The organism is Paenibacillus sp. J31R120 (assembly GCF_056269225.1).
The window spans coordinates 481,575-505,385 of the sequence record NZ_JBWDNN010000002.1; the positions used below are offsets into that span (position 1 = coordinate 481,575).

22 protein-coding genes are annotated in these 23,811 nt (G+C 46.4%); 13 read left to right on the forward strand and 9 right to left on the reverse strand.

What is annotated here, in order from left to right:
• Window positions 1-200 precede the first annotated feature (200 nt).
• Window positions 201-860 (reverse strand): hypothetical protein, encoded by a 660-nt coding sequence (locus AC0YNW_RS08740; RefSeq protein ID WP_475831608.1) that lies wholly within the window; start codon window positions 858-860, stop codon window positions 201-203.
• Window positions 826-1,176, reverse strand: a complete 351-nt coding sequence (locus AC0YNW_RS08745; protein WP_475831609.1) for a PadR family transcriptional regulator — start codon at window positions 1,174-1,176, stop codon at window positions 826-828. The genes AC0YNW_RS08740 and AC0YNW_RS08745 overlap by 35 nt, the downstream gene beginning before the upstream one ends.
• A gap of 570 nt (window positions 1,177-1,746) precedes the next feature.
• Here AC0YNW_RS08745 and AC0YNW_RS08750 point away from each other — a divergent pair.
• The 9 genes from AC0YNW_RS08750 to AC0YNW_RS08790 all read left to right on the forward strand — a co-directional run bounded on the left by AC0YNW_RS08750 (window position 1,747) and on the right by AC0YNW_RS08790 (window position 12,193).
• Window positions 1,747-2,772: a helix-turn-helix domain-containing protein gene (locus AC0YNW_RS08750; RefSeq protein WP_475831610.1), complete on the forward strand. Its 1,026-nt coding sequence runs from the start codon at window positions 1,747-1,749 to the stop codon at window positions 2,770-2,772.
• Between the two features lie 256 nt (window positions 2,773-3,028).
• Window positions 3,029-3,979, forward strand: coding sequence for an ABC transporter substrate-binding protein (locus tag AC0YNW_RS08755; protein ID WP_475831611.1), 951 nt, complete (start codon window positions 3,029-3,031; stop codon window positions 3,977-3,979).
• An 87-nt stretch (window positions 3,980-4,066) separates the two neighbouring features.
• Window positions 4,067-6,001 carry an ABC transporter ATP-binding protein gene (locus AC0YNW_RS08760; RefSeq protein WP_475831612.1) on the forward strand — a complete coding sequence of 645 codons (1,935 nt, stop codon included), beginning with the start codon at window positions 4,067-4,069 and terminating at the stop codon, window positions 5,999-6,001.
• The gene (locus AC0YNW_RS08765) at window positions 5,998-7,737 is read left to right on the forward strand and encodes an ABC transporter ATP-binding protein (RefSeq protein ID WP_475831613.1); all 1,740 of its coding nucleotides are present in this window, start codon (window positions 5,998-6,000) and stop codon (window positions 7,735-7,737) included. The genes AC0YNW_RS08760 and AC0YNW_RS08765 overlap by 4 nt, the downstream gene beginning before the upstream one ends.
• A gap of 204 nt (window positions 7,738-7,941) precedes the next feature.
• Complete coding sequence (locus AC0YNW_RS08770) at window positions 7,942-8,331, forward strand: hypothetical protein (protein WP_475831614.1); 390 nt, start codon at window positions 7,942-7,944, stop codon at window positions 8,329-8,331.
• 206 nt (window positions 8,332-8,537) lie between these two features.
• Window positions 8,538-9,623, forward strand: a complete 1,086-nt coding sequence (locus tag AC0YNW_RS08775) for an NAD(P)H-dependent flavin oxidoreductase (RefSeq protein WP_475831615.1) — start codon at window positions 8,538-8,540, stop codon at window positions 9,621-9,623.
• 290 nt (window positions 9,624-9,913) lie between these two features.
• Window positions 9,914-10,741: a helix-turn-helix domain-containing protein gene (locus tag AC0YNW_RS08780; protein ID WP_475831616.1), complete on the forward strand. Its 828-nt coding sequence runs from the start codon at window positions 9,914-9,916 to the stop codon at window positions 10,739-10,741.
• An 87-nt stretch (window positions 10,742-10,828) separates the two neighbouring features.
• Complete coding sequence (locus AC0YNW_RS08785) at window positions 10,829-11,815, forward strand: ABC transporter substrate-binding protein (protein WP_475831617.1); 987 nt, start codon at window positions 10,829-10,831, stop codon at window positions 11,813-11,815.
• A 12-nt stretch (window positions 11,816-11,827) separates the two neighbouring features.
• A complete protein-coding gene (locus AC0YNW_RS08790; RefSeq protein ID WP_475832192.1) occupies window positions 11,828-12,193 on the forward strand; it encodes a cupin domain-containing protein in 366 nt (121 codons plus the stop codon).
• Between the two features lie 185 nt (window positions 12,194-12,378).
• On the opposite strand, the gene AC0YNW_RS08795 is transcribed toward AC0YNW_RS08790, so the two are convergent.
• The 4 genes from AC0YNW_RS08795 to AC0YNW_RS08810 form a co-directional block, all read right to left on the reverse strand.
• Window positions 12,379-14,667, reverse strand: a complete 2,289-nt coding sequence (locus AC0YNW_RS08795) for a preprotein translocase subunit SecA (protein WP_475831618.1) — start codon at window positions 14,665-14,667, stop codon at window positions 12,379-12,381.
• A gap of 72 nt (window positions 14,668-14,739) precedes the next feature.
• Window positions 14,740-15,453: an ABC transporter permease gene (locus AC0YNW_RS08800; RefSeq protein WP_475831619.1), complete on the reverse strand. Its 714-nt coding sequence runs from the start codon at window positions 15,451-15,453 to the stop codon at window positions 14,740-14,742.
• Window positions 15,450-16,295: an ABC transporter ATP-binding protein gene (locus AC0YNW_RS08805; protein WP_475831620.1), complete on the reverse strand. Its 846-nt coding sequence runs from the start codon at window positions 16,293-16,295 to the stop codon at window positions 15,450-15,452. Before AC0YNW_RS08805 ends, AC0YNW_RS08800 begins: the two co-directional genes overlap by 4 nt.
• A 138-nt stretch (window positions 16,296-16,433) precedes the next feature.
• A complete protein-coding gene (locus AC0YNW_RS08810) occupies window positions 16,434-17,369 on the reverse strand; it encodes a LytTR family transcriptional regulator DNA-binding domain-containing protein (protein ID WP_475831621.1) in 936 nt (311 codons plus the stop codon).
• 186 nt (window positions 17,370-17,555) lie between these two features.
• Between AC0YNW_RS08810 and AC0YNW_RS08815 the strand changes: the two genes are divergently transcribed.
• A complete protein-coding gene (locus AC0YNW_RS08815; protein WP_475831622.1) occupies window positions 17,556-18,536 on the forward strand; it encodes a sigma-70 family RNA polymerase sigma factor in 981 nt (326 codons plus the stop codon).
• Window positions 18,537-18,611: 75 nt separating this feature from the next.
• A complete protein-coding gene (locus tag AC0YNW_RS08820; protein WP_475831623.1) occupies window positions 18,612-19,034 on the forward strand; it encodes a VOC family protein in 423 nt (140 codons plus the stop codon).
• An 89-nt stretch (window positions 19,035-19,123) separates the two neighbouring features.
• Here AC0YNW_RS08820 and AC0YNW_RS08825 read toward each other — a convergent pair whose 3' ends face one another.
• On the reverse strand, window positions 19,124-19,549 hold the full coding sequence (locus tag AC0YNW_RS08825; RefSeq protein ID WP_475831624.1) for a VOC family protein: 426 nt from the start codon (window positions 19,547-19,549) through the stop codon (window positions 19,124-19,126).
• A 117-nt stretch (window positions 19,550-19,666) separates the two neighbouring features.
• Here AC0YNW_RS08825 and AC0YNW_RS08830 point away from each other — a divergent pair, with 117 nt between their 5' ends.
• Entirely contained in the window at window positions 19,667-20,617 is a 951-nt protein-coding gene (locus AC0YNW_RS08830) for a helix-turn-helix transcriptional regulator (RefSeq protein WP_475831625.1), read from the forward strand.
• A 34-nt stretch (window positions 20,618-20,651) separates the two neighbouring features.
• Here the strand turns inward: AC0YNW_RS08830 and AC0YNW_RS08835 are convergent, their stop codons facing one another.
• Together AC0YNW_RS08835 and AC0YNW_RS08840 are read right to left on the reverse strand one after the other, a co-directional pair.
• On the reverse strand, window positions 20,652-21,278 hold the full coding sequence (locus AC0YNW_RS08835; RefSeq protein ID WP_475831626.1) for a nitroreductase family protein: 627 nt from the start codon (window positions 21,276-21,278) through the stop codon (window positions 20,652-20,654).
• Between the two features lie 6 nt (window positions 21,279-21,284).
• On the reverse strand, window positions 21,285-22,241 hold the full coding sequence (locus AC0YNW_RS08840; RefSeq protein WP_475831627.1) for a DMT family transporter: 957 nt from the start codon (window positions 22,239-22,241) through the stop codon (window positions 21,285-21,287).
• A 147-nt stretch (window positions 22,242-22,388) separates the two neighbouring features.
• Here AC0YNW_RS08840 and AC0YNW_RS08845 point away from each other — a divergent pair, with 147 nt between their 5' ends.
• A complete protein-coding gene (locus tag AC0YNW_RS08845; protein WP_475831628.1) occupies window positions 22,389-23,729 on the forward strand; it encodes an aminotransferase-like domain-containing protein in 1,341 nt (446 codons plus the stop codon).
• Window positions 23,730-23,811 lie beyond the last annotated feature (82 nt).

Below are 23,811 nucleotides of genomic sequence, written 5' to 3' on the forward strand. Positions count from 1 at the left end.
TACGCTGAGAGGTGCCGAGGTCAAAAAGGCGTCAACAAAATGGTGGCAGATAATTTACACCTCTGAAGACCATGTCTAGCCGACTCGGTCATTGCAAGCTCAATATGACACTGGACAGTATTCGCATGTGACTCCGCAGATGGAAGGGATATCAATGGCAAAAAGAAGATCCCCAAGCGGCAGCTTGAGGATGGCCATGGTCAAGAACGGTCAGCTTTTCTGGATAGCTGTTTGAACAGCCACGATAAGGCGAACATGACAGCGGTGAAAGCCAAGCTGGACCAGAAGTTGATGGGTACAGTCCAGACATCTTTAAACAGAAAGGTTGAATATACATAGATGGCGAGGGCTAAGATATACGTGACGCCGCTGAGAATAAACCAGGATTTGCGCCCGAAGACAGTAGCTTTAAGTGCATACAACAGCACAAGTATAACAATTCCGCTTAAAACGACTATGATCAGAATAGGCACCATACTGATATGCTCCACTTTAAGAGAGGGGATGAAATAAGAGAGCAGTTGAACGATCGTTTGTACGGCAAATAGCGAACCTAGCAGAATGGCCGTATAATTGAGCACATCAAGCACCCAGGACTTCTTGCTTTGATGAGGGATGTTGGCAATTAGTGCATCGCAGTAAGCGTGAAGATCATCGCCAAAAACATCCTGAGCGTTTTTTTCATGCTGCTGTGCTTCAATTAAATGCTCAAGCAGCTCGAGCAATACACTTTCCGTGATATATTCGGATCGGGCATTCAGTCGGATGTAAACCATAGCATTCTCATAAGCGGCCAAATTCTCATCGCTCAAAAGCTTGCGGCGTTCATTGTTCAATAGAATCATTTGCTTGGTGTTCATCGCGATTCCTCCTTAAATAAGCGATAGCCATGTATAACTGTGCCCAGCTTTCATCAAACAGCTGCAATGCGCGTTCACCCTTGGCAGTAAGACGATAATATTTTCGGTCAGGACCAGTTGCAGAGGGCTTCATGGTTCCTACAATAAGCTCATTTTTTTGCATGCGCAGCAGTAGCGGGTAAATGCTTCCTTCCTTAACCATCGTCAGCCCTGCCTCATGCAGTTTTTCGCTCAGCTCATATCCGTATACTTCCTTCTCCCAAATAATTGAAAGTATGCAGCCCTCCAGCAAGCCCTTCAGCATCTGACTATCCAAGCCATATTCCCTCCTTGCTATTTGTATTGCAAACTACTTGTGTTATAAAACAAAGGCTATATTGCAATGCAAGGTAGCTGATATTGGTAGTATACCATTGACTATATTGCAATGCAAGTTAGCGAATCTGTATGGTTTATTGAACGGTTTTCCCTAAATGCTTAACTGTAGAATTCCCAGAAAACAAGTAGTTCCACTAGAACAACGATCATCGCCACAGGCAGAATGGCCGACCACTTGTCACGGGCAATGGGATAATACTGGACAGAAAAAATAGAATGGAGAAACCGTATAATAAGTTCTACGGCCCAAAGCATGCTTAAGAAGCCGGCCATATTCCCTGTGCGCTCAACTACTTTTGGAAAGTCACATAGAATGCCGACGGCAGCTACAAGAGCGGGAGCAGCTTGAGGAGCATTTTACCGGACTGGACAAGGACCGTGAAATCATGAAAGGCGAAATAGATTGTAAGTTTTGAATACATCTAACTGAAGGTGGATGACGCTTTTCCTGTTTAACTTCTCGATCCAAACTAATATAATGGAAAAAAAGTATCGGGGGTAAAACAGCATGGAGGACATCCAACGACACTGGTGTAAAATCGAAAATAAACAAAATAGAGGCTGTGAATTGACTGCTCATTTGAATCGCATGTACAGTGCAGATGCCCTGGAGCATCAAGTGAAAGTTCCGTTTGAGATTGGAAACGGCTCTTGGCAGCGTATGCAGCCACTTGCTGCTGTCGAGTTGGTGCTTTGTGATGTGCGTTTTCATAAACATATGGTGATGAGCAGCAAAGAAGCAGAGGACTCAGCCATTATTGGTTTTTGTCTGGGTGATCCGATCTGGTGGAATGTCGAGGGCAATAGGAAGGAGTACGGACTTAATTCGGGCGAGGTGTCGGCCTTCTTCAACACGGAGGGCAGCAATTGCTGTGAGTATGATGTCCACAGGCATTTTCAGGGATTAACCTTGAAGCTGAACAGGCACATGGCCAGCCAATCGTTGCAGCATCTTCCTATCGATAAGGTCATGCATACTTTTTTCGAGAAAAAGGGAGGAATATTCAGTAGTAAGATGACGCCAGGCATGAAGCAAATTGCGCACGAGATTACACACTGTCGGTATACGGGCGACGTGAAGCAAATTTATTTGAGTGCCAAGGTATTGGAGCTTATTGCCCTATACTTTAGTGAATCACTGCTTCAGAAGCCGCTAACTATGCCGGATTTGTCCAGAACCGATCTTGCTGCCCTTCATCGGGCCAAAGAAATTTTGGATGCCAATCTGCTGATGCCTCCAGGGCTAGGCGAATTATCCAAGCAAGTATGCCTGAACGAATACAAGCTTAAAAAAGGTTTTAAGGAGCTGTTCGGTTTCCCGGTCCATGCCTATGTGATTGATTGCAGACTAACGGCGGCCTATTCCATGCTGGAAGAGGGAGTTGTGAATATAACGGAGGCTGCTTATGCGGTAGGCTTTAGCAAGGCAGGTCATTTCTCAGAACAGTTTAAGCGCAAATATGGGATGAAACCTTCTGAATATTTCCCTCATCACCGGAAGCTGAACGGGGAGCGTGTACTTTCTTTACAATAATCCGGATTTGTCCTTTTCCCCTCCCGATTTGGGTAGCAGCTGACAGGGCAGGTATGAGATAGTAGGGCATATCGGCTGAATGACCTCCTAACGAGAAGCGAAGCTCTTTTTTTTATGACTTAATTGATAATGATAATCGTTATTAGTTTTAGGGGCGGAAATGGAGAAACGAATACTATCTTCGTACGGGGACGGAATTCATTCAGTTGGCAGCTACGCTAGAGCATACTCAATACTGGAAAGGGTGGAGTAAGAGATGAAGAAGGTTTTAGTTTTGGCAATAGCATGTATGGTGTTCGTACTGTCAGCTTGCGGTAGTGCGAAGACAACAGGGGAAAAGGGAGAGAACGGTCAAACGACTTTCAAAATAATAGAGAATGCTAGAGGGGATAAAATCAAATTGCCGCTTCATCCGACTCGGATTGCAGATTTATCGGGATCAACGGAAGAACTGCTGCTTCTGGGGATTAAGCCGATTGCATCAGCAAATGCGGATTATGGAACCCGGGAAGTATTCACGCCTACCATTAAGGACAAGTTGGCCTCCGATACGATCAATTTGGGCTGGTATGCCGAGCCGATTAATATAGAGCTTGTCACAGCTGCTGAGCCGGATTTGATCATATTAGGGACGCTGTTCAATGAAGACCTGTACGAAAAGTTGTCGCAGATTGCGCCAACGGTGGTTGTTCCGCACCCTTATTATGCTTGGAGGGAACGCTTTGCCTTTTTGGCCGATCTGTTTGATAAAAAGGATGTGATGGATAAATGGCTGGCGGAATATGAGCAGAAGGTTGTGGATTGGAAGGAGAAGCTATCGCCGATTATACAGGATGAAAGCTTTGCTATGATTGAAACCTATCCTAGCAATCTGGTGGCCTATTCAACTACGGGCAGTGCGGAGTTAATCTATAAAGATTTCGGCTTCAAACGCACAGAGGGCATTCCCGAGCCTGATCATTGGGGAGGACGGGAGATGAGTTTAGAAGGACTCACTGCTATTAACCCGGATCATTTGCTGCTCATGGAGAACAGCGAGAACAAAATGAGTGATAGTAAAGTATGGAACAATTTAAAGGCCGTTCAGCAGAACAATGTATATCAGATTACAAATATCGATAACTACAATTATTCTTATACCGCAATGGGCAGGATGCATCTGCTGGACATGATTGGGTCACTTATTCTGGAGAAGCACAAGAAGTAAGTTGATCCTCTCTCCTCTCAATCAAGTCGGTGGGGTAATCATGAATCCGGACAGGCTGTTCAATCCTAATGTAAAGGAGTTACTGCCATGGATTTGAAATCCGAGTTATCGGGCTTACTACAAATTACCGCAGAGAAAAAAGGACTTCTGTCCGTGGCCGTCATTTTCTCGACGATCTCCAGCTTGCTGCAGGTGGCCCCTTTTGTTGCGGTATATCAAATTGTGCAGGAGTTGTTTCTCCATGCCAACGATCCGGCAGGTATTGATAAGAGTCTCATTATGTATTGGGGTCTTGCAGCATTGGCGGCGTTAATCGGAGCTCTCATCACGCTCTATATTGGCGGTATGTGCTCGCATATTGCGGCCTTTGATATTTTATACCGATTAAGAGTTCGTCTTGCCGATCATGTGGCCAAAGTTCCCATGGGATATCATACAAGAACTGCGACCGGAGAGTTGAAAAAAATTATCGAGGTCAGTGTGGAAAAAATCGAAAAATTTATTGCGCATCAGCTTCCGGATACTGTCAGCGCCATCATGATTCCTTTGCTGCTAATTGGTTATTTGTTCTGGCTGGATTGGAGGATGGCGTTGGTGCTGCTCGTACCGATCAGCTTCGGCTACTGGCTGCAAGCCCGAATGTTTGCAAGCGAAAGCGGGCGGAACACATACCGTGATTTTCAATATGCGGTGGAGGAAATGAATGCAACCGGTGTTGAGTATGTTCGCGGGATGCCTGCTGTCAAAGTTTTCGGTATTAAAGCGGACAGCTTTCTGACCTTCAGGCATGCAGTCGAGCGCTATCGGGATATATCCCTTCGGATAACCGACCTTTACAGAAGGCCATACGGTCTGTTTTTTCTGGTGGTTAGTTCGTTGTTTACATTCATCATTCCAGCTGGACTGGCGCTTGCTTCCAATACGCCTGGCAATCTGGCGTTTACGGTTACATTTGTGCTGTTTCTGCTGATTACTCCAGGCATGGCAGTACCGCTGCTGAAGCTGATGCAAGCTGGGAGCGGCATGCGGGAAATTGTGGAGGGCTACAAGCGGATTGAGACTGTGCTTGAGGAAAGAATGGTCGAAGAGCCTGCTGTTCCTAGAGAGCCGTCTTTTTATGACATTGCGTTTGAACAGCTTTCCTTCGCCTATGAGAGCAGCGAAAGCAAACATTACAAGCCTGTTCTCAAGGATATCGGTTTTGTTGCCAAAGCTGGCGAGATGACTGCACTTGTTGGTCCTTCGGGAGGGGGCAAATCTACAATTGCTCAATTGCTGCTACGGTTTTGGGAGATCAACGCAGGTCGAATTACGATTGGCGGCATTCCCATCCAGGAGATCGGAACGGAAAAGCTGATGGACCTCGTATCGTTTGTTTTTCAGGATGTGCATCTCTTCTACGATACAATCGAAGCCAATATCCGAATGGGCAATATGACGGCTTCCAAGGAAGCCGTCACAAAAGCCGCGATTATGGCTCGTTGTCATGATTTTATTGAGCAGCTTCCGCAAGGCTATGACACCATGATCGGAGAAGGAGGCACTTATCTGTCAGGCGGCGAAGCCCAACGGGTCTCTATTGCTCGGGCACTGATCAAGGATGCTCCGATTTTAGTGCTGGATGAGGCAACCGCATATGCTGATGCCGAAAATGAATACCAAATTCAGCAGGCGTTGGCTAAGCTGGTGCAGGGGAAAACAGTGCTTATTATTGCCCATCGGTTATCTTCCATAAGGGCGGCAGAACAGATTCTGGTCATCCGACAAGGAGAAATTGTAGAGCGTGGGACTCATGACGAGCTTCGGGCATTGCAGGGACTATATGAGCAGATGTGGAAATCCCATATTAGTGCTGCCTCTTGGAAGCTAGGGGCGGGACGGGCCACAGCTAGGGGCCAAGCGACTGCAGAAGCTGCCGGAACATCCGTAGTTGTTGAGATAGCTGGAGCTGCTCCTGCATCGTCCAAAGATATTGTTGCGGACGTACATCATGCTTCAGATAGGAGGAGGGGGAAGCCGTGAAGCATTATTTGACGAACCTGTCAGGTGGGAATCCTCGTACTCTTATTCCTTCTGCACTTGCCGCTATGTTGGATGGCGTGGTTAAGATCGTCCCCGCTGCTCTGCTGGCGGATCTATTTCATACGATGTATACCTTCTATACGGAGCCGGGTACTGCGTGGAATACCTGGCGGCTTTGGATGGTGGCGGCTATATTGATTGCATGGCTGCCTGTCTCATACGCGGTATATTCATTGCTGTACAACAAAGCTTATAGAGCGGCGTATAGCCTAGCTGCTGCGGGTCGGATGAGTCTGGCTGAACATTTGCGTCGTCTCCCGTTAGGCTATTTCGGAAAGCGTGATCCGGCGGATATGACTAACCTGCTTTTAAGTGATTACGCTCAAGTCGAGCATACGATATCGCATAATGTGCCCCAATTAATCAGTGCAGTAATGCTGCCATTGCTGGCGTTTGGCGGCTTGCTGCTGTTGGATTGGCGGATGGCACTGGCGATGTTCGTGGCAGTGCCAGCAGGCCTGCTGCTGCTTTGGCTGACGGACGCGCTGCAGGTGCGTTTGAGCGAAGGGCACATCCGGGCCAAAAATGAAGCTGCCAACCGACTGCAGGAATATTTGAGCGGCATTCAAGAAATCAAAGCCCATAACATGGGGGGCAAGCGATTCGAACGTTTGCGTCTTGCCTTTGACCAGCTCAAGCGGGCTTCGATTCGGCTTGAAGGGTTAATGGGCCCGCTCATTCTGGGAGCGACGCTATTGACCCGGTCAGGCATGACGATCATGATTGCTGCAGGGAGCATATGGCTTGCCGGAGGAACACTTTCTTTGACTGTCTTTCTGCTATTTTTACTTGTGGGCACCCGTATCTTCGACCCGCTGACCGCCGTATTGATGAACTATGGGGAGATTCGCTATTCCGCTTACAGTGCCCAGCGCATTATGGATATTAGGCGGGAGCAGCCCATGCCGGGAACGGGAAGTATTGACGAGAATGGTGCGATTGTATTCGACCGGGTTACCTTCGGTTACCGGCCAGAAGCACCTGTTCTGAAGGAGCTGTCATTTACGATTCCGCCGCAAAGCATTACAGCCTTAGTGGGACCGTCGGGCAGCGGGAAAAGCACAGTTTTGCGCTTACTCGCTCGCTTCTGGGACGTCCAGCAAGGCGCTATCCGTATTGGGGAGCAGACACTCGAACAGGCCGATGCTGAGCAGTTGTTATCGCATATGTCGATGGTCTTTCAGGATGTATACCTCTTCCAAGATACAATTGGAAACAATATACGCATCGGCAAATTGGATGCAACGCAAGCAGAGATTGAAGCGGCGGCCAGACGTGCCTGTTGCCATGAGTTTATTTCCCGGCTGCCTCAAGGGTATGACACCCCGGTTGGCGAGGGCGGCTCCACATTGTCCGGCGGCGAGAAGCAGCGTATCTCCATTGCTCGCGCACTGCTCAAGAATGCATCAATCGTTCTGCTAGACGAAGCAACGGCTTCGCTTGATCCGGAAAATGAAGCTGAGGTCCAGCAGGCCATTAATGAGTTAGTCGCAAGCAAGACGGTCATTATGATCGCCCACCGTCTGATGACGGTTCAGCATGCGGACAAAATTCTGTTTCTCGAACAGGGCAGGCTTGTAGAAGAAGGCACGCATGACGAGTTATGCTCCCAGGCTGGACGCTATGCTAGCTTATGGACCCTACAGCAGGAAGCTGCAGGCTGGCAGCTCAAATAAGAATCATTCGGAACTTTTTTAACATAGGCAGCACGCAGTCCCCGGCGTGAAGCCTGTCTGAACCAATAGGCTGAAACATCAAACAAAAAAAATATGTTTCTTATTTCTACCTTTTTTTATATAATATAATTGATTTACTATATTTTTCATCAGGGAGTGTGCTGGTTTCTTTGCAATTACCTTTTATAGTAAGGAGGTGAAATAATGAAAAAAGTATTATTATTAGTCCTTATTGCGATGTTCGCTTTCTCCAGCTCGGCTTATGCCGCGTATACGGCGGAATCGACAGAGACGAGATATGGGACGCCAGGTTACTCTAAACATGCCTATGAAGTGTCCATTTCGGGACAACCGAATACTCAAGTAACCGTCACTTTGATGTCTAAAGGGCCCCTGGGGCAACGCGAACCTATCTACGGATCGTCCGTCACCGTCACGCTAGACTCTAGCGGAAGCGCTTGGATCAATGGTCCCGTTCTTGATTGCTGCTGGGCATCTTATACGAATCCTAATTCTAATCCAGTAGTTATACAAGCTCAATTCGAAGGCAGCTATGGGACCGTTAATTGGTTTTATTTGCACGCTAAAGTTTAGTATGGTTGTCGCATCGTATGCGGGTTTGGGGGGCTGTGACAGGTTGCCGAGAGGCAGGCTGTTGCAGTCCTCTTTGGCGTTCTCGTTCAACCTTTCCTGGCGTATCTGGATGAATTTCGAACTGAGCATAGTTTCAAGATGTGATATCATAATCAATACTTAAGAACAAGAGGATCTGGGACACAGAATCCTAGAGGGAGCTCGAAATGATGAAGACAGAACTGACACGCAGGCTCAAGATTGATTACCCTGTTCTTCAAGCACCCATGGCAGGTGGTCCGACGACACCAGATCTGGTTGCGGCCGTTTCAAACGCTGGTGGACTAGGAGGCTTAGGAGCAGGTTATTTAACTCCCGGGCAAATCAGAAATGCGATCAGGGAGATTAGGGAAAAAACAGATCGCCCCTTTGCTGTAAATTTGTTCGTTCCCGAGCAACCAAGTACACCAGACCACACCATTGCCGAGATGAACGGTTATCTTAATAAATATCGCGCGGATATGGGTATCGCTCCGAATCCATTTATTCCGAAGTTTGCGGAGTCATTCGATGAACAAGTACAAGTTGTGCTTGAAGAAAATGTCTCCGTATTTAGTTTCACCTTTGGCATACCGTCGCACCATATTATTCAATCCATGAAACAGAAAGAAATTGTCATCGTTGGTACAGCTACGACAGTCGTTGAAGCTATAGCTCTAGAAGCCGCTGGAGTAGATGCAGTTGTTGCCCAAGGAAGTGAAGCGGGAGGACATCGTGGATCGTTCTTAACGAGCAGCACAGACACCATGATTGGTACTATGGCGCTTGTTCCTCAAGTGGTGGATCATGTGTCAGTTCCTGTAATCGCATCGGGTGGCATCATGGATGGGCGTGGGCTTGTTGCAAGCCTCGCATTAGGGGCTTCCGCCATACAGATGGGCACTGCTTTTTTAGCAAGCATGGAAAGCGGCGCCCATAGAGCTCATAAGCAGAAGATACTTTCATCTAATGAAGATTCAACCCAAGTTACAACAATTTATTCAGGAAAAGCTGCGCGTGGCATTCTCACGGGCTTTATGAAAGATATGAGCTTCTATGAGGGGACAATACCCGACTATCCGATTCAAAATGCATTAACGAGAGATATTCGCCAAGCAGCCTCTAATGGGAGTAACCCAGAATATATGTCACTCTGGGCTGGCCAAGGTCTTAGGTTAGCCCAAGATCACGCAGCTGCCGAGATTGTGAAACAAACCGTTGAACAGGCCTATCTTCTCATTAATAGTATAGGTCAACTTGGTGAGCGGTCCTGATGTCGTCATTGAATTAACTGGATTTCGTCCAAGGGGAACCCGCACGATGGGGGAAAAGCAAGAGCTTAAAAGGCCGCGTCCGACGCGGGGGTGGGGCTTTGACAGGTTAGAAGCATGTGACCTGTTGCAGCCTTCTGTTCGTTATTCTACTCTCTCATCTACTGTTTTGGTTGATATAGGTTGACAATGAGAATTGTTATCAATAATGTGGAGGTAGACGAGAGTCCTCATGGCAGCAGGACGAGGGTGTGAAACTGACTTTAAAATCGGATTGAAATGAGGGATGCAATGTGAAAATCGACGTTAATCAGTTAGCAGAGCATCTGGCACACACTCCTTTTCAAGTACAAGGAGTATATCGATACGCTAGCAATCCAGGTGTGCCTCATGCTGACTATACAGATTCTTTTCCTGGATTTGTGTTTCCTCTTATAGGGAAAACACAATTTCAATTTAATGGCACGCCTTATATCTTTTCTCCAGGAAAGATTGTACATGGGGGTGCAAAAATGAGGCTGGCTCATAAAATGTTTGGTGAAACCAACTGGGAGTATATCCTTGTTTTATACCGTATATGCCACTCAGAACTAGAAGAGTCAAGCTTTTCTCATCAGCATTTTGAATTAGTAACAGGGCAATCTCCTCGTCTTATCGAATTAATTATGCGTCTTTGGCATGTGTATAATCAGCGTGGAGGCATTTCGAGGTTTCAGACCGAGATGCTGTTTCGCGATGTACTGAATGAAGCCTTATTATGTGTTGATAATCGGCAAAATAGCTGTGAATCACAACCTTTATTTGAACGGGTATCTAAGTATATTCATGAATACTATGATCAAAGCCTTACAATAGCATCGCTTGCAGAACAGAATAACGTTAATCGAAATCGGCTTTCTTATGTATTTAGAAGACATGCAGGTATGGGACCGGCAGAATATTTATTAAAATATCGGATCAACATGGCACAAGAAATGTTATATGCAAGTGATGCGCCTGTACAACAAATTGCGCAAACGGTTGGAATTGCTGACCCTTTTTATTTTAGCAGAGTGTTCAAGAAACAATGTGGCAGTTCTCCTACTGAATATCGAGAGAAGTTCATCAATAATCCATGTTAACTTCAGCAAGCATCCATTCTAATCCAAATATGACTTTACTATAATAACGGAGAACCCCAAGAAAACATGATGTTGGAGGAATTCCGTATGCAAAAGATGAAAGGACTGCTAATCTCCATGCTATTATTAGCAGTCCTACTAGCAGGCTGCACTGGAACGCCTGCTGCAAATAAAGGATCAGCTATAGAAGGCGTATCAACAGCAGCAGCTCATATAAATGCAACTGATTGGCCAAGAACATTTACGGATGCCTTGGGCAAAGAAATTGTTATCGAAAAAAAACCGAAAAAAATAGCCGCACTATGGTTTTTCTATCCTGAAATATTAGTTGCATTAAGCGAGCCGCCTGCTGCATCTACGGATAAAGAGTATCTATCTTCTTTATCTTATTTAAAGGGGAAGCTGGATTCAACTGAAGATTTAGGGGATAAATCGTCTCCTAGTATTGAAAAAATTCTATCTATTGAGCCTGATCTTATTCTAGCAACAGAATATCATGAAGAATTGTATGATTCGCTGGAAAAAGTTGCGCCAGTCATAACGTTAAAATCCAAGGATATCCTTGAAGATTGGCAATATGGACTTCGTACAGTAGCCGAGCTTATTGGAAAAGAAGACGAAGCGGAAAAAGTAATTGATAGAATGATGAAAGAAATCATAAGCGGGCGGGAAGCATTAAAGTCGATTCAAGGAGAGACAGTAGCGCTTATATTGTCTTGGGATGGCAAAACTTTTAATCTTCTAGGGGAAGAAAATTCTGTCTATGGACTTGCGTTTGATAAAGAAAAGGGCTTGGGTCTTACGCCAGATGATGCAAATAAAGGCTTTAATAATAAACTTACTACGTTTGAAGGAATTTCAACTGTTCAAGCAGACCATATTTTCCTTATAGGTGAGATTACAAAACAGGAAGAATTAATGAATGGCTTAGAACAAAGTAATGTATGGCATAATCTGAATGCTGTAAAGAAAGGCAATGTCTATTTAATGGATACATCCGCTATTACTGGGGGCCTGTTAGCTATCGAATATGCATTACAAAATATAACCAATGCCTTGAAGGTTGAAAAATAAGGAGTGATTATTATCCATTACGAATCTATTAATCTGAATGAGAAGCTATCTAAGTTCAGCGACTTGTGGTCTCTGAAAGTTATTGCTGAAATGAATGAATATCAATTTAAGCTTATTAAGATTGTCGGGGATTACGAATGGCATGTTCATGAAGATACCGACAAAGTATTTATGGCGCTCGAAGGGGAGATGATCCTTGATTTCCGCGATGGCCAAGTGAAAATTTCCAAAGGGGAGATGTTTGTAGTCCCGAAGGGAGTGGAGATGAAGCCTTCCGCTGAAAAGGAATGCCATCTCATGTTGGTGGAGCCTAAAAGTGTTGCAAACACTGGCGATACTGAGTCCGAATTAACAGCAGCCAATGATACTTGGATTTAGTGCTTGTTGTTAGGAATAAGAGTAAGAGCTGAGAAGCCGCGTCGAACGCGGTTAGGGGCTGTGACAGGTTAGCGGGCGATCTGTCACAGCCCTTTTTGCGTTCGCATGTGGCTGTTGCCGTCCGCATACGAATAAATTCAAAAAGGCCGCCAAAATGATGGCGGCGATGATCGGTTTACGCTGAATCAAAATTTTGACAGCTTGAATACCGGCCACAATAAGAGCCTGAAAATCTTGCGAAGATAATAAGCCATTATTGTCGCCGGGGTCCATGAGCTGCGCTTGTTCTGGAGGTATTGATCATTGATAATATAAGTCCGAGTGGAAGTAGGGCTCCTCAGACCGAACTCTTCCCACTTCGCCGGATCATTGGAGCCTTCGAGCCTTACAAGCATATTCGCCGACTCACTATTTATTTTAGCAGGAATCTGCTCGTATGCTTGGGTGATTTGCATATGGAATTCGTCGATGGGATGGCGGCTAGCAAGGCTCTCTAAGTGGATGCCTTCGCGAACGTAAGAAACATATGCCAGATGGTCAGCCCAGAACTCGTCGATATAAAAAAGCCGCACCCGCTGCTCCGAAGGACTCATCGGCTGCTCGCCTTTCAAAATCTCGAGCCGCTCCTCGTATAGAATTCTCCTCTGATCCTCCACCATGTCCGAATAACCGTTCAGTTCCTTGCGGATATGGAAGTTTTGGGCCATAGCAACGCGCTGAATATGCGAGATTTTGCTGTGAATCACTGGGTCTTTGAGCGCCTCGTCTTGCCTAAGACCGCGCACCCATTTATCGATGCCGAACTGAAGCATCAACTCGTCCTCCAAGCTTACGAAAAATACGGAAGCTCCGGGGTCGCCTTGGCGTCCGGAACGCCCGCGCAGCTGGTCGTCGATCCGCACGCTTTCGTTCACATGCGTACCAATCACGTACAACCCGCCCAGCTTGGCGACAACTTCTGCTTGCGTGGGGTTGCCGCCGCCGAGCTGAATGTCGACGCCTCGTCCTGCCATATTCGTAGACACCGTCACGGCGCTGATTTCTCCCGCTTTGGCGATGATCTCGGCTTCTTTTGCGTCGTTTTTTGCATTCAGAACTTGGCAAGGCACGTTGGCGACCGCTAGCGCCTCCGCCAGCAGGTCAGACTCCTCGACGCTTGACGTACCAATGAGAATCGGACGTCCCGTCGCATGGACGGACGAGATTTCTTGTACAAGCGCCTTAAGTTTGGCCGCTTTATGGGTATAAATCCGGAGCGGATGGTCAATCCGGATGTTTGGCCGGTTCGGAGGGATTTGCACGACCTGCAGCTCATAAATATCATCAAATTCCATTGCGGAAGCGTGCGCAGTAGCCGTCATTCCGCAAGCCTTCGGATATAAGCTAAGGAAGTGTTGAAGGGTAATCGTCCCGAGAATTTTCCCTCCGGATTTTGACTGGAGCCCTTCTTTGGCCGTAAGCGCGGCTTGCAGCCCGTCCGGCAAATGCCTGTTCTCCGCCACGCGTCCGGTATATTCGTCGATTAGCTCGATTTTCTCGTCCCGTACGATGTAATCGACGTCTCTTTTTAATAGCACTTCCACATGCAGCGCGCAATTTAATGACGATAACAAATGGCTATTATGACTTTCGTACAAATTGCCGCATCCAAGCAGTGATTCCACTTTTGCTGAGCCCGCTTCATTCAAATAAACGTTCCGCTTGGACTCGTCGAAGTCGTAATGCTCATGTGGCACAAGCTGACGAGCCGCTTCTGCGAAAGGAATGCCGTCGTTGCTGGAAGAGTCCGACTCGCTGGCGATGACCAGGGGGACCCGCGCTTCGTCGAGCAGCAGTGAATCCGCTTCGTCGACGATGACGTAGTGGAAAGGGCGATGCACGGTATCGGCTTCCTCTAGTGCAATCGTGTCGCGCAAATAATCGAAGCCCGCCTCTTTGGCCGTCACATAGGTTATATCCGCGGCGTACGCTTTTCGTTTCTCAGACAGGCTCATGCCAGTTTGAACCGCGTGTACCTTTACCCCGAGGAAACGGTAGATCGGGCCCATCCACTCCGCATCCCGATTGGCCAAGTAATCGTTGAAAGTCAGCACATGAACGCCTTCGCCTGTCAGCGCATTTAGATAAGCGGGCATAACAGCAGATAGCGTTTTTCCTTCGCCGGTATGCTGCTCGATTAGAAATCTCTCGTGCAGAGCAATGGCAGCCATGATCTGGACATCGTAGGGCTGTAATCCGAGCGTTCTCTTCGCTGCCTCGCAGACTAACGCATAGGCATCGACAAGCAGCTCATCCAAAGGCGTGCCCGATTTTGCTTCTTTTTGCAGCCGGAGGGATTCCGCTTGAAGCTGCCCATCGTCCCATGCTTCCAAATTCCGTTTTCGGATGAGCTCCGCTTTATCCTGATAGTCTTTCAGCTTATTCTGGTTAACGCGGTCTTTGAATTTTTGCATCAACTTGAAGGCTACATTCATCGGAATTTGATCTCCCCTCGGTAGAAATACACGATTTTATAGTAGTTGCGGTCGCTATTTCCTAATCTTGTTCTACTCGTCCTTTAACCGTCGTTGATACAAAACAACAGATACAATCGTGAATACAACCGTCCATGCCAAAATAATTAGAAGGGGTTTTAGTAAATCTCCCGTCGTAAAGCCTGTACTGCTTACACCTAGCAAATGGACAAGTTGAACGCTTGGTGTATACTCCAGCACTTTTAAAATCGGATATTTATCCGCTAGCAACACTCCATATGGTAACGTAGTGAATACGATCAACACAGGAATGATAGATAATGATGCGTCAAGCAACGTCTTGGAGAATAAACCACATATCGTCCCGATTGCTGTGTATAGAAGAATTGAAAGAATGATTGCTGCCACAAACGCCCATATACTTGCTGGCTTATAGCCCAATATATACGTAGCAATAGCCAGAGTAAAAGCAGACATGACAAAAACTAAAGTGCTTTTACCGATTAATACATCCATGGTCGTAGCCGGAGTCAACATTAATGATCGTAAAGTGTTACGCTCTTTTTCTTCCGCAATCAAGCATGCTTGTACGAAACATGCTATTATCACAAACGAAGTATTAAAAACAATACCGATAGCTCCAGGCAACAAAGACGTGGGTGCACTTTTGAAAATAAGTGCAAAGCAAATTGGAAAGAGCAACATAATGGAGACCGCGTAATTGCGTGAAAACTCTTTGTAATCCTTCACGAATATTGCCCCGGCACGTTTTAATGAGATACTCATCGTAACTCACTTCCTGTCATTTTAATAAAGATATCACCTAGACTGGGCTCTTTCGTTTCTAATGTATCAATTAACCCTTGTTTCATCCAATCGGCTATTTGATCAGCCGTTCCATCATTAATCGGGAGCTCGCAGGCGTGCCCATTGATTAACTCAACACGAACTATGTTTTCCCGATGCTGTTTTTTAAGTTCCTTTGGCGAGCCAATGGTTTGGATTTGTCCTTGATATAAAATCCCCACACGGTTGCATAGCAAATCTGCCTCAGCCATATCATGTGTAGTTAAAAAAATCGTGGTCCCTTGCTCATTTAAGCAGCGTAAGCCTTTATAAATATGTTCAGAGTTTATTGGATCTAAAGCCGAAGTAGGTTCATCTAAAAATAATAATTCTGGCTCATGAATAACTGCACATGCCAACAAGACACGCTGACGCATCCCTTTTGATAAGCGATTGACTTTCTTTTTGCGCTCTCCGCTTAAGTTAACAAATTGCAGCACCTTGTCGATCGAAGATTTAGGAAGACCATACAATTGACGAAACAGCTCTAAATTCTCCTCTATCGATAATCTCTCATATAGACCGCTGTTATCCGTCAAAATGCCAAAACGCATCTTCTGCGCAGACTGTTGCATCATCTCCGATGGCTGGTTGAATACACTTGCCTGGCCATTTGTCGGATTTAATTGCGCAGTTAGAATTTTGATTAATGTCGTTTTTCCCGAACCGCTCGGACCTAGAAAACCAAAAATTTCTCCTTTCGGAATCGAAAATGACACATCCTCCAAAGCATCCTTATTTCCAAATCTTTTTCGAACATGTTCGACCTGGATAACAGCCATTCACACCACATCCTTAAGTTGATCGCTTAAGTATATAGAGATTGCATGTCTCCAGCCATCAAAACCCGCCGAAATGTAGCTGTTTTCGCCTGAATTGTACCACCCAATGCTTGAATGGTTCGACAATTTCCCCGGAAATTAAATGTTAAGCAGCGCTTTTAATTCCTGCAATTTTGAGCGAGATAACGGAACCACGATATCTTTCCCTGTATTTAATCGCAAGCTGTAGCTATTTTTAGTCCATGTAATAATCTCTCTTACTTTTTGCAGATTAACGATGTAGGATCGGTGACACCTGAAAAAACCGAAATTCAACAATCTTTGCTCGAGCTCGGTTAACGTCAAAGCACAGTCATAATTTTCTCCACCGACGTGAACAAGGATAGAGGCATTGATACTTTCTATAAAATCGATTTCAGGAGGATTAAATAAAATCACTTTGTCCTTTCTTTTCGCAGATATCTTCTGTAGGGTTATATTGGCCTCATCTTGTTTCTGTGCTTCTTGCTTATCCTCTTCTGAGTCCCGAATATCCAATTGATGAAACCCAAGTTCGTTCAATCGATAAATGGCATCACAGGAAATCATGGCATCCTCTAAATTTGAAGTTAGTATTAAAATCTGCTTTTCCTTCGATAGGTCATCTAAAATCCGTTTGAAATGACGGCGATCTTGCTCTTCCAAGAAAAAATAGGGTTCCTCCAGTACAAGAGTAGGCTGATACGCAAAAAAGACACGCAGCAATGTCACATACATCCTTTTCGATGAGCTGAGATCCTTGATTTTTATCTTCCGTTCTTCTTTTAAATCAAAATAATCGATTAACGAAGCGACACGCTCATTCCTCTCCGTTACTTGGATTAGAAAAGTGATGAGCTCTTTCACCGTTAAACGCATGTACTCGTTTTGCCCAGCTCGAAATAAATAATAGTGGGAATGATCCGCTAATTGATTCATTAAAAGTTGCTTTCGCTTCAAGTCCGTTATAATGCCAATCGATTGATTCAATGTCATATGTAATTCAAACTTCGGTAGAAACAATGCCCCATTATCATATATTGGTTGAAATTGCATGGCCGTCCTCCTAGTCAGTTCCACTATAGGATATATGAAACAATTATAATGTTGGGATAAGTATTTGTCAGTTTCTATTGAAACATATAACGGTATGTCTTCCGGTGACAAGAACGGGCAACAGATAGGGGATAAGGATATGCTATAATATGGGAGATTTAAAGTGCAAAAGGAGGAAACGCGAACATGAGCTGGACGCATGGAGAGGTAGACATAATCGAAGAGCTGCGTCCCGAACTTATCGGCTATTGTTATCGAATGATGGGGTCCATCTTCGAGGCGGAAGACGCGGTGCAGGATGCCACTATCCGCATATGGCAGAACTGGGACCAGATTCGGCAGGATGCATCGCGCAAAGCGTGGATCTATCGAATTGCTACCAATGTTTGCTTAGACCGGCTACGGAGCGCGAAGCGTCGGGCGCTTCCGATGGATCTCTCAGAACCTGCCGCCCTGATAACAGAACCCAAGGACAACTTGTCCAGAGCTTCTTGGATATGGCCAGCTCCCGATTCTGTCGGCAATCCGGTTGATATCGTGGTTAACAGGGAGACCATTCGATTATCGTTTATTGCTATCCTGCAAAAGCTGCCGCCCCGTCAACGAGCCGTATTGATTCTGCATGATGTTTTCCGATGGCCGGCCAATCAGACTGCGGATGCAATGGGGATGACCAGGGCAGCCGTCAACAGCGCTTTGCAACGGGCACGGGCAACTCTAGCTCATGCCAATCTCCGGTCTGATGCTCTGCAAGAGCTGGACGACGAAGCAGATCAAGATCTACTTGCCCGCTACATTGAAGCTTTCGAACAGTACGACATCGATACGTTATTGTCGCTATTCCATGAGAACAGCAGCTTGTCGATGCCGCCTTTTGCAATGTGGGTTAGCGGTAGACCCAATATGTCGTCATTCTATCACATCACGAGCAGCCATTGTGCGGGCTCCCGGCTGCTGCCGATCCGGGCGAACGGCAATTGTCCTGCTTATGCGCAGTATATGCCAACCGGACGTGACGGATTATTGGTCCCGTGGGCCATTCATGTTCTTGAAATACAAAACGGAGGGATCGCGCATGTCCATCATTTCATCGATTCCGAATTATTTGGCCGGTTTGGTTTGCCGGACTGTTTGGACGCAAATACGGATTTCACAACGCACCGATGATTTTTCCGCAGCTGGATCGTCTATATAGAAGAAAGTAATAATAGATGATGATTCAAATCCAAGGAGGAACAATCGATGACCGTGAAACTTACCCCTTACATTACTTTGAATGGAAACACCAAGGAAGCCATTCGGTTCTATGAACAAGCAGTTGGAGCAGAGGTTCTTTCCATCATGACCTACGGAGATATGCCGGACATGCCGGATACGTTCACGGACGATCTCAAGGACCTTGTGGCACATGCCAAGCTGCGAGTTGGTGAATCCGAACTTATGTTTTCGGATGCTCCGGGCGGTGCGGCGATCGAAGACGGAAAACGGGTTACGATCTGCATCACGACGAACGATGTGGAACAATCCAAACGAATATATGAAGCCGTACGGCAAGGTGGACAAGTCAATATGCCTTTTAATGAAGAACCGTTCAGCCCTGGATTTGGCGATGTAACGGATAAATTCGGCGTGACTTTTCAAATTTATACGGAAATTGAAAGCTAAATCAACAAAGCGAGAAAAAGAAAAGGGTCAATCCGCAAAGGATGGCCCTTAAACTTGCTGTTAGACAGTGCAGATAATCGTAGTGCTGCCTAGCTTCTTTCTGTGAAAATTTGAAAGGTAACTCCAAACCGATCTGTTACCATACCGTAGGCGGGACTGAAATAGAGTGGTTGCAGGGGCAAGAGTACCTTTCCTTCTGAACGCAACGCATCGTAAATGTGCTCCGCTTCTGATGCTTCCTTCACAGTAAGGCAGATATTGACCTGGTCTCCACGCACCAATGGCTGGTTGGGCTCTGAATCGCTGACAAACAGTTCAGAGCCACCGACAACCATTACGGAATGGGCAATTCTTTTCTTCATTTCTTCGGTCATCGCCGAAGTGTCACCTTCCTCTGGAATGTCTCCGAATGTTTGTTTGAACACAACTTGCGCGCCGAGAGCCTGCTCGTAAAATCGGATTGCTTCATTGGCATGACCATCGAGCATGATAAAAGGGGTGAATTTTACATTCATCTTGCTTCAACTCCTTATCGTTTTGATGTTGTACTGGACTCATCTTCGATTGTATCGGATAATGGTGACAAATTACGTCATAGTTATTTTGTTTTTTCAAGCGAGGAGGATTAGCAGGTGTCTAAGGCCAAACGGTTGATAGAATTGATTGTTGCGGTCAATCGCAAGCGCCGTTTTACGGTAAAGGAGCTTGCCAATGAGTTCAATGTTTCTGCGAGGACGATTCTTCGGGATTTACAGGAGCTCAGCGAAATGGGCGTACCTCTGTATTCTGAAGTAGGTCCCCATGGCGGATACCGGATTTTGCAAGAACGGCTCTTGCCTCCAATCGCTTTTACAGAGCGGGAAGCAGCAGCCGTATTTTTTGCTGTCCAAGCGTTGCGTCATTATTCGTCTCTGCCGTTTGAAACAGAAACATCAACTGCACTGAACAAGTTCTATAACTTTATGCCGGAAGATGTGCGTGACCGGATCGATCAGATGAGAGACAGAGTTGACTTTATTACGCCGGCCCGGCAAGCACAGTCACCGCATTTATCCGTCTTGCTGGATGCAGCCATCCGCCAAATTGTCTTACTTGTGGATTATGCATCTAAAAACCAGCGGAGAAAGCGGGAGATTCAACCGATTGGCATCTTCACCCAAGAGGGATTGTGGTATTGCTTGGCCTATTGCTTTCTTAGCAAGTCTTTTCGTGTGTTTCGCTGCGACCGGTTTGATTCTGCGGTTCCCTCAGAATCCCCGCCGCTTGACTTGCAGCATATTCATCTGGGGAGCAAGGAGGAGCTGTTTCGCCCTGAAGGAGATAGCGTATATCTGTATGCCGAGCTGTCCAAAGAAGGTGTGGAAGCATGCGAGGCGGAACCTTGGTCGGTTTCCCTGCTCCATGTTTGCGATGACAGCACGGGGTGGCTAGAAGGACATGTGGCGAGCAAAGATGTCCCGTTTTTTGCTTCTTATTTTGTTGGGCTCGGCAAGAAAGCTACGGTGCGGCAACCAAAGGAATTGCGCACGGCGATTAGGCAGCTGCTGTCTGAAATAATGGTTCAATACGAAGAAGAAGAGTAGCAGGTACGCAGCCGAACATGCGTTGACCGTGTCGTTAGAATCTGTTCCAGACAATCTTCTGATCAATCGGAATTCGTGAGGTTGGACGACTGGGTCCTGCCGCTTTGCCAATCGCGATTAGCATGATAGGGATATATCGGCAAGGAACTTTGAACGCTTCGATAAAGGCATCGGCGCCAAATCCACCCATCGGACATGAATCAAGCCCTTTCGCTCTCGCAGCGAGCATGAGCTGCATGGCGGCAAGCGATGCGTTCTTAATCGCTTCTTCACGCGCATAGGCAGATCTGTCTGAGTATGCTGTGTTAATTTGGCCGATCAAGCGCGACTTCATATCTTCCTGCAATAACCCGGCTTCTACATCCGATTCCAAGACGTCCACGGCATTCAGATTGGCCTCCAGGTCGCCAAGTATAGCTACGACGACAGAGGCTTCGACGATTTGCTTTTGACCGTATGCGATAGGCAGCAGCTTCTCTTTAGCAGATTGGTCATGGATGGAGAGATACTTCCAATGCTGAAGATTCCAGGCGGACGGTGCACAGCTCGCGATCTCCAGCAGCTCTTTGATCTCTTGTTTGCTCAGTTCGTACGAAGCGTCATATTGCTTGACCGAATGACGTTCTCGAACGATAGCGTGAAAATAGGTTGTTAATGCCATTTACATTCAACTCCTTGATCGATTCAATTCCGTTTGTTTATTTCGGTTCTCCAATGTTTTCATTCGGCCTAGTTTATTCGTGCCGATAACCCCGGCAATAATCATAACCGAGCCGATTAAGTGATAGATCGTCACTTCTTCCCCAAGAAATACCGCTCCGGCTATTATGGAGACGATGGTAGAGAGATTGGCAAATACGCTCATTTTAGATGCTTCCATCTTGGACAGGATGTAGTTAGCCATTAATGCCGTAAGCAGTGAGGATACAACCCCAAGGAAGAGGATGGATGCGATAAAAGTGCCGCTGGCGAAAGGAGCGAATAAGTGATGAAGCGTTCCTTTGGACGCATGGCTGGTAAACGAAGTGATCATAAAAAAGAAGAACCCGATGCCCATCATCAAATAAGTAATTTCCGCTGGTCTGAACTGTTTGGATAGCGAGCGGGCTAGAACGGTATATCCGGCAAAAGCGACACAGGTCAGCAATAGCAGCGAGATCCCTGTCAGGTTCGATAGATCGATGCGGCTGCCTTTCATGACGAAGATAAACACGACGCCGAACACCGACAGAAAGATCGATAGCTTCTGTAGAACGGTAATGGCCTCTTTCAGAAATAGGGAGGCGAAAATCATGGTAACGACTGGGGTGAATGCATACAGAATGCCTCCTTCCGCCGAGGTGGCATGCTGCAGCCCAAACGCTTGAAGCAGGAAGAACGCAAGCGGGTACATGGTTGCCAGCAGCAGCACTTTGAAGATCGGCTTGCCGCGGTAAGAAAGCTTAATCCAGCCGAAAGCTACCGGAACAGACATGACCAGAAACGATAGGGCAAAGCGGAAGGCCAGCGTGTCGATCGGACCGGCATAATCGAGTACGAGCTTAGCAAACAGAAATGACAATCCGATAATGACCGCGTTAAGCACGGCAATGAAATAGGGAAGTCTTGCTTCTTTTTGATTCATGTTGCATCATCCTCTCTAACTAACGGCGGAGTATTCGTGAACGTCTTAAACCGTTAATTTGAAGATATGATAGAATGAAAAACGGAACAACGTCATGTTGCTCTAACTGTATCGATACAGTTGGTCCGGCGTGAGTGGGAGGGCAGAATGAAAAAGTACTTTTCGATCATAACAGATATGGAGAATAAGATTCGGCAAGGGATATACCCTGCTGGTCAAAAGCTGCCTTCTGTTCGCAGAGCCGCGGAAGTCTACGGGTGCAGCATCAGCACAATCACAAGAGCCTATGCGGAGCTGGAGAAGCGCCACATGATTTATTCGGTCCCGCAAAGCGGTTTTTATGTGGTTGTAAAGCCGGGAGACTGGCGAGACAACCGGGACAGCAAAATGATCTATTTCGCTACCGTACTGCCGGATGTAGAGGCGTTTCCTTATTTGGATTTTCAACATTGTCTGAACAAAGCCATCGATATTTACAAATACGACTTGTTTACGTACGGCGATTCCCTGGGACTAGAGTCTTTTCGCCACACGCTTGTTTCTCACTTGGCCAATGACCAGGTATTCACCAAAATGGAGAGAATCTTTGTCACCTCTGGAGCGCAGCAGGCACTGGAAGTTTTAGCGAAGATGCCATTTCCAAACGGTAAAGAAACGGTATTGGTTGAACAGCCGAGCTACGATCGTTATTTGCGATTTCTTGAGAGGGAAGGCATACCTGTCTATGGCATCGCTCGTACGGCAGCAGGCATAGACCTGCAGGAATTGGAGCAGTGGTTCAAAAGCGGCAACATCAAATTTTTCTATACCATGTCCAGGTATCAGAATCCGCTTGGCACTTCCTATAGTACGGAAGAGAAAAGGACTATCGCCAAGTTGGCCCGAAAATACGACGTATTTATCGTGGAAGATGATTATATGGCTGACTTGGGCGCTGACCGGCAATCCGATCCGATTTTCGCTTACGATGGGGGCTCGCATGTCATTTACGTAAAAAGCTTCTCTAAGATCATCTTTCCAGGCTTAAGAGTAGGCGCGATTGTATTGCCAGAACGGCTATTGAAGACTTTTCATACGTACAAAATATATCCTGACACTTCACTCTTATCCCAGGCGGCGCTTGAAGTGTACATTAAAAATGGCATGTACGAGCGGCATAAACGCAAGATAGGCAGCTTGTACGCGTCACGAATGCTGGCCTTGAATGAATCGGTAGAGCGGTATAATGAACCGGGGATCATGGAAGTACCTTATATCCCTTCAGGCATCTATACGCATTTCAAGCTGAAGCCGACAGTTAATGTGGAGAGTCTCTTGAAGCGGCTTGCAGCGAGAAATATCAGTGTCTTATCCAGTAAAGGGTTCTACTTATCCAATTATCTGGAACGGGAGAAGTTTCTGCGGATCAGCATTTCCCAGACAAAGCCAGAGCAGATCGATGAAGGGGTCAAGGTAATTGTAGAGGAAGTTCGCAAGGGTGGCCGGTAGCAATCAATACGATCGCGGCGGATGTCAATCGCTCGCATGTTGCAATTTATGAAATGCAAGCGGACAAGCATAGAAACGAATC

Bases quoted from the DNA above. Each gene is read 5' to 3' on its own strand.
- AC0YNW_RS08740 (WP_475831608.1), bottom strand. From the start codon at position 860: ATGAACACCAAGCAAATGATTCTATTGAACAATGAACGCCGCAAGCTT.
- AC0YNW_RS08750 (WP_475831610.1), top strand. From the start codon at position 1,747: ATGGAGGACATCCAACGACACTGGTGTAAAATCGAAAATAAACAAAAT.
- AC0YNW_RS08755 (WP_475831611.1), top strand. From the start codon at position 3,029: ATGAAGAAGGTTTTAGTTTTGGCAATAGCATGTATGGTGTTCGTACTG.
- AC0YNW_RS08760 (WP_475831612.1), top strand. From the start codon at position 4,067: ATGGATTTGAAATCCGAGTTATCGGGCTTACTACAAATTACCGCAGAG.
- AC0YNW_RS08770 (WP_475831614.1), top strand. From the start codon at position 7,942: ATGAAAAAAGTATTATTATTAGTCCTTATTGCGATGTTCGCTTTCTCC.
- AC0YNW_RS08775 (WP_475831615.1), top strand. From the start codon at position 8,538: ATGATGAAGACAGAACTGACACGCAGGCTCAAGATTGATTACCCTGTT.
- AC0YNW_RS08785 (WP_475831617.1), top strand. From the start codon at position 10,829: ATGCAAAAGATGAAAGGACTGCTAATCTCCATGCTATTATTAGCAGTC.
- AC0YNW_RS08795 (WP_475831618.1), bottom strand. From the start codon at position 14,667: ATGAATGTAGCCTTCAAGTTGATGCAAAAATTCAAAGACCGCGTTAAC.
- AC0YNW_RS08800 (WP_475831619.1), bottom strand. From the start codon at position 15,453: ATGAGTATCTCATTAAAACGTGCCGGGGCAATATTCGTGAAGGATTAC.
- AC0YNW_RS08805 (WP_475831620.1), bottom strand. From the start codon at position 16,295: ATGGCTGTTATCCAGGTCGAACATGTTCGAAAAAGATTTGGAAATAAG.
- AC0YNW_RS08810 (WP_475831621.1), bottom strand. From the start codon at position 17,369: ATGCAATTTCAACCAATATATGATAATGGGGCATTGTTTCTACCGAAG.
- AC0YNW_RS08815 (WP_475831622.1), top strand. From the start codon at position 17,556: ATGAGCTGGACGCATGGAGAGGTAGACATAATCGAAGAGCTGCGTCCC.
- AC0YNW_RS08820 (WP_475831623.1), top strand. From the start codon at position 18,612: ATGACCGTGAAACTTACCCCTTACATTACTTTGAATGGAAACACCAAG.
- AC0YNW_RS08825 (WP_475831624.1), bottom strand. From the start codon at position 19,549: ATGAATGTAAAATTCACCCCTTTTATCATGCTCGATGGTCATGCCAAT.
- AC0YNW_RS08835 (WP_475831626.1), bottom strand. From the start codon at position 21,278: ATGGCATTAACAACCTATTTTCACGCTATCGTTCGAGAACGTCATTCG.
- AC0YNW_RS08840 (WP_475831627.1), bottom strand. From the start codon at position 22,241: ATGAATCAAAAAGAAGCAAGACTTCCCTATTTCATTGCCGTGCTTAAC.
- AC0YNW_RS08845 (WP_475831628.1), top strand. From the start codon at position 22,389: ATGAAAAAGTACTTTTCGATCATAACAGATATGGAGAATAAGATTCGG.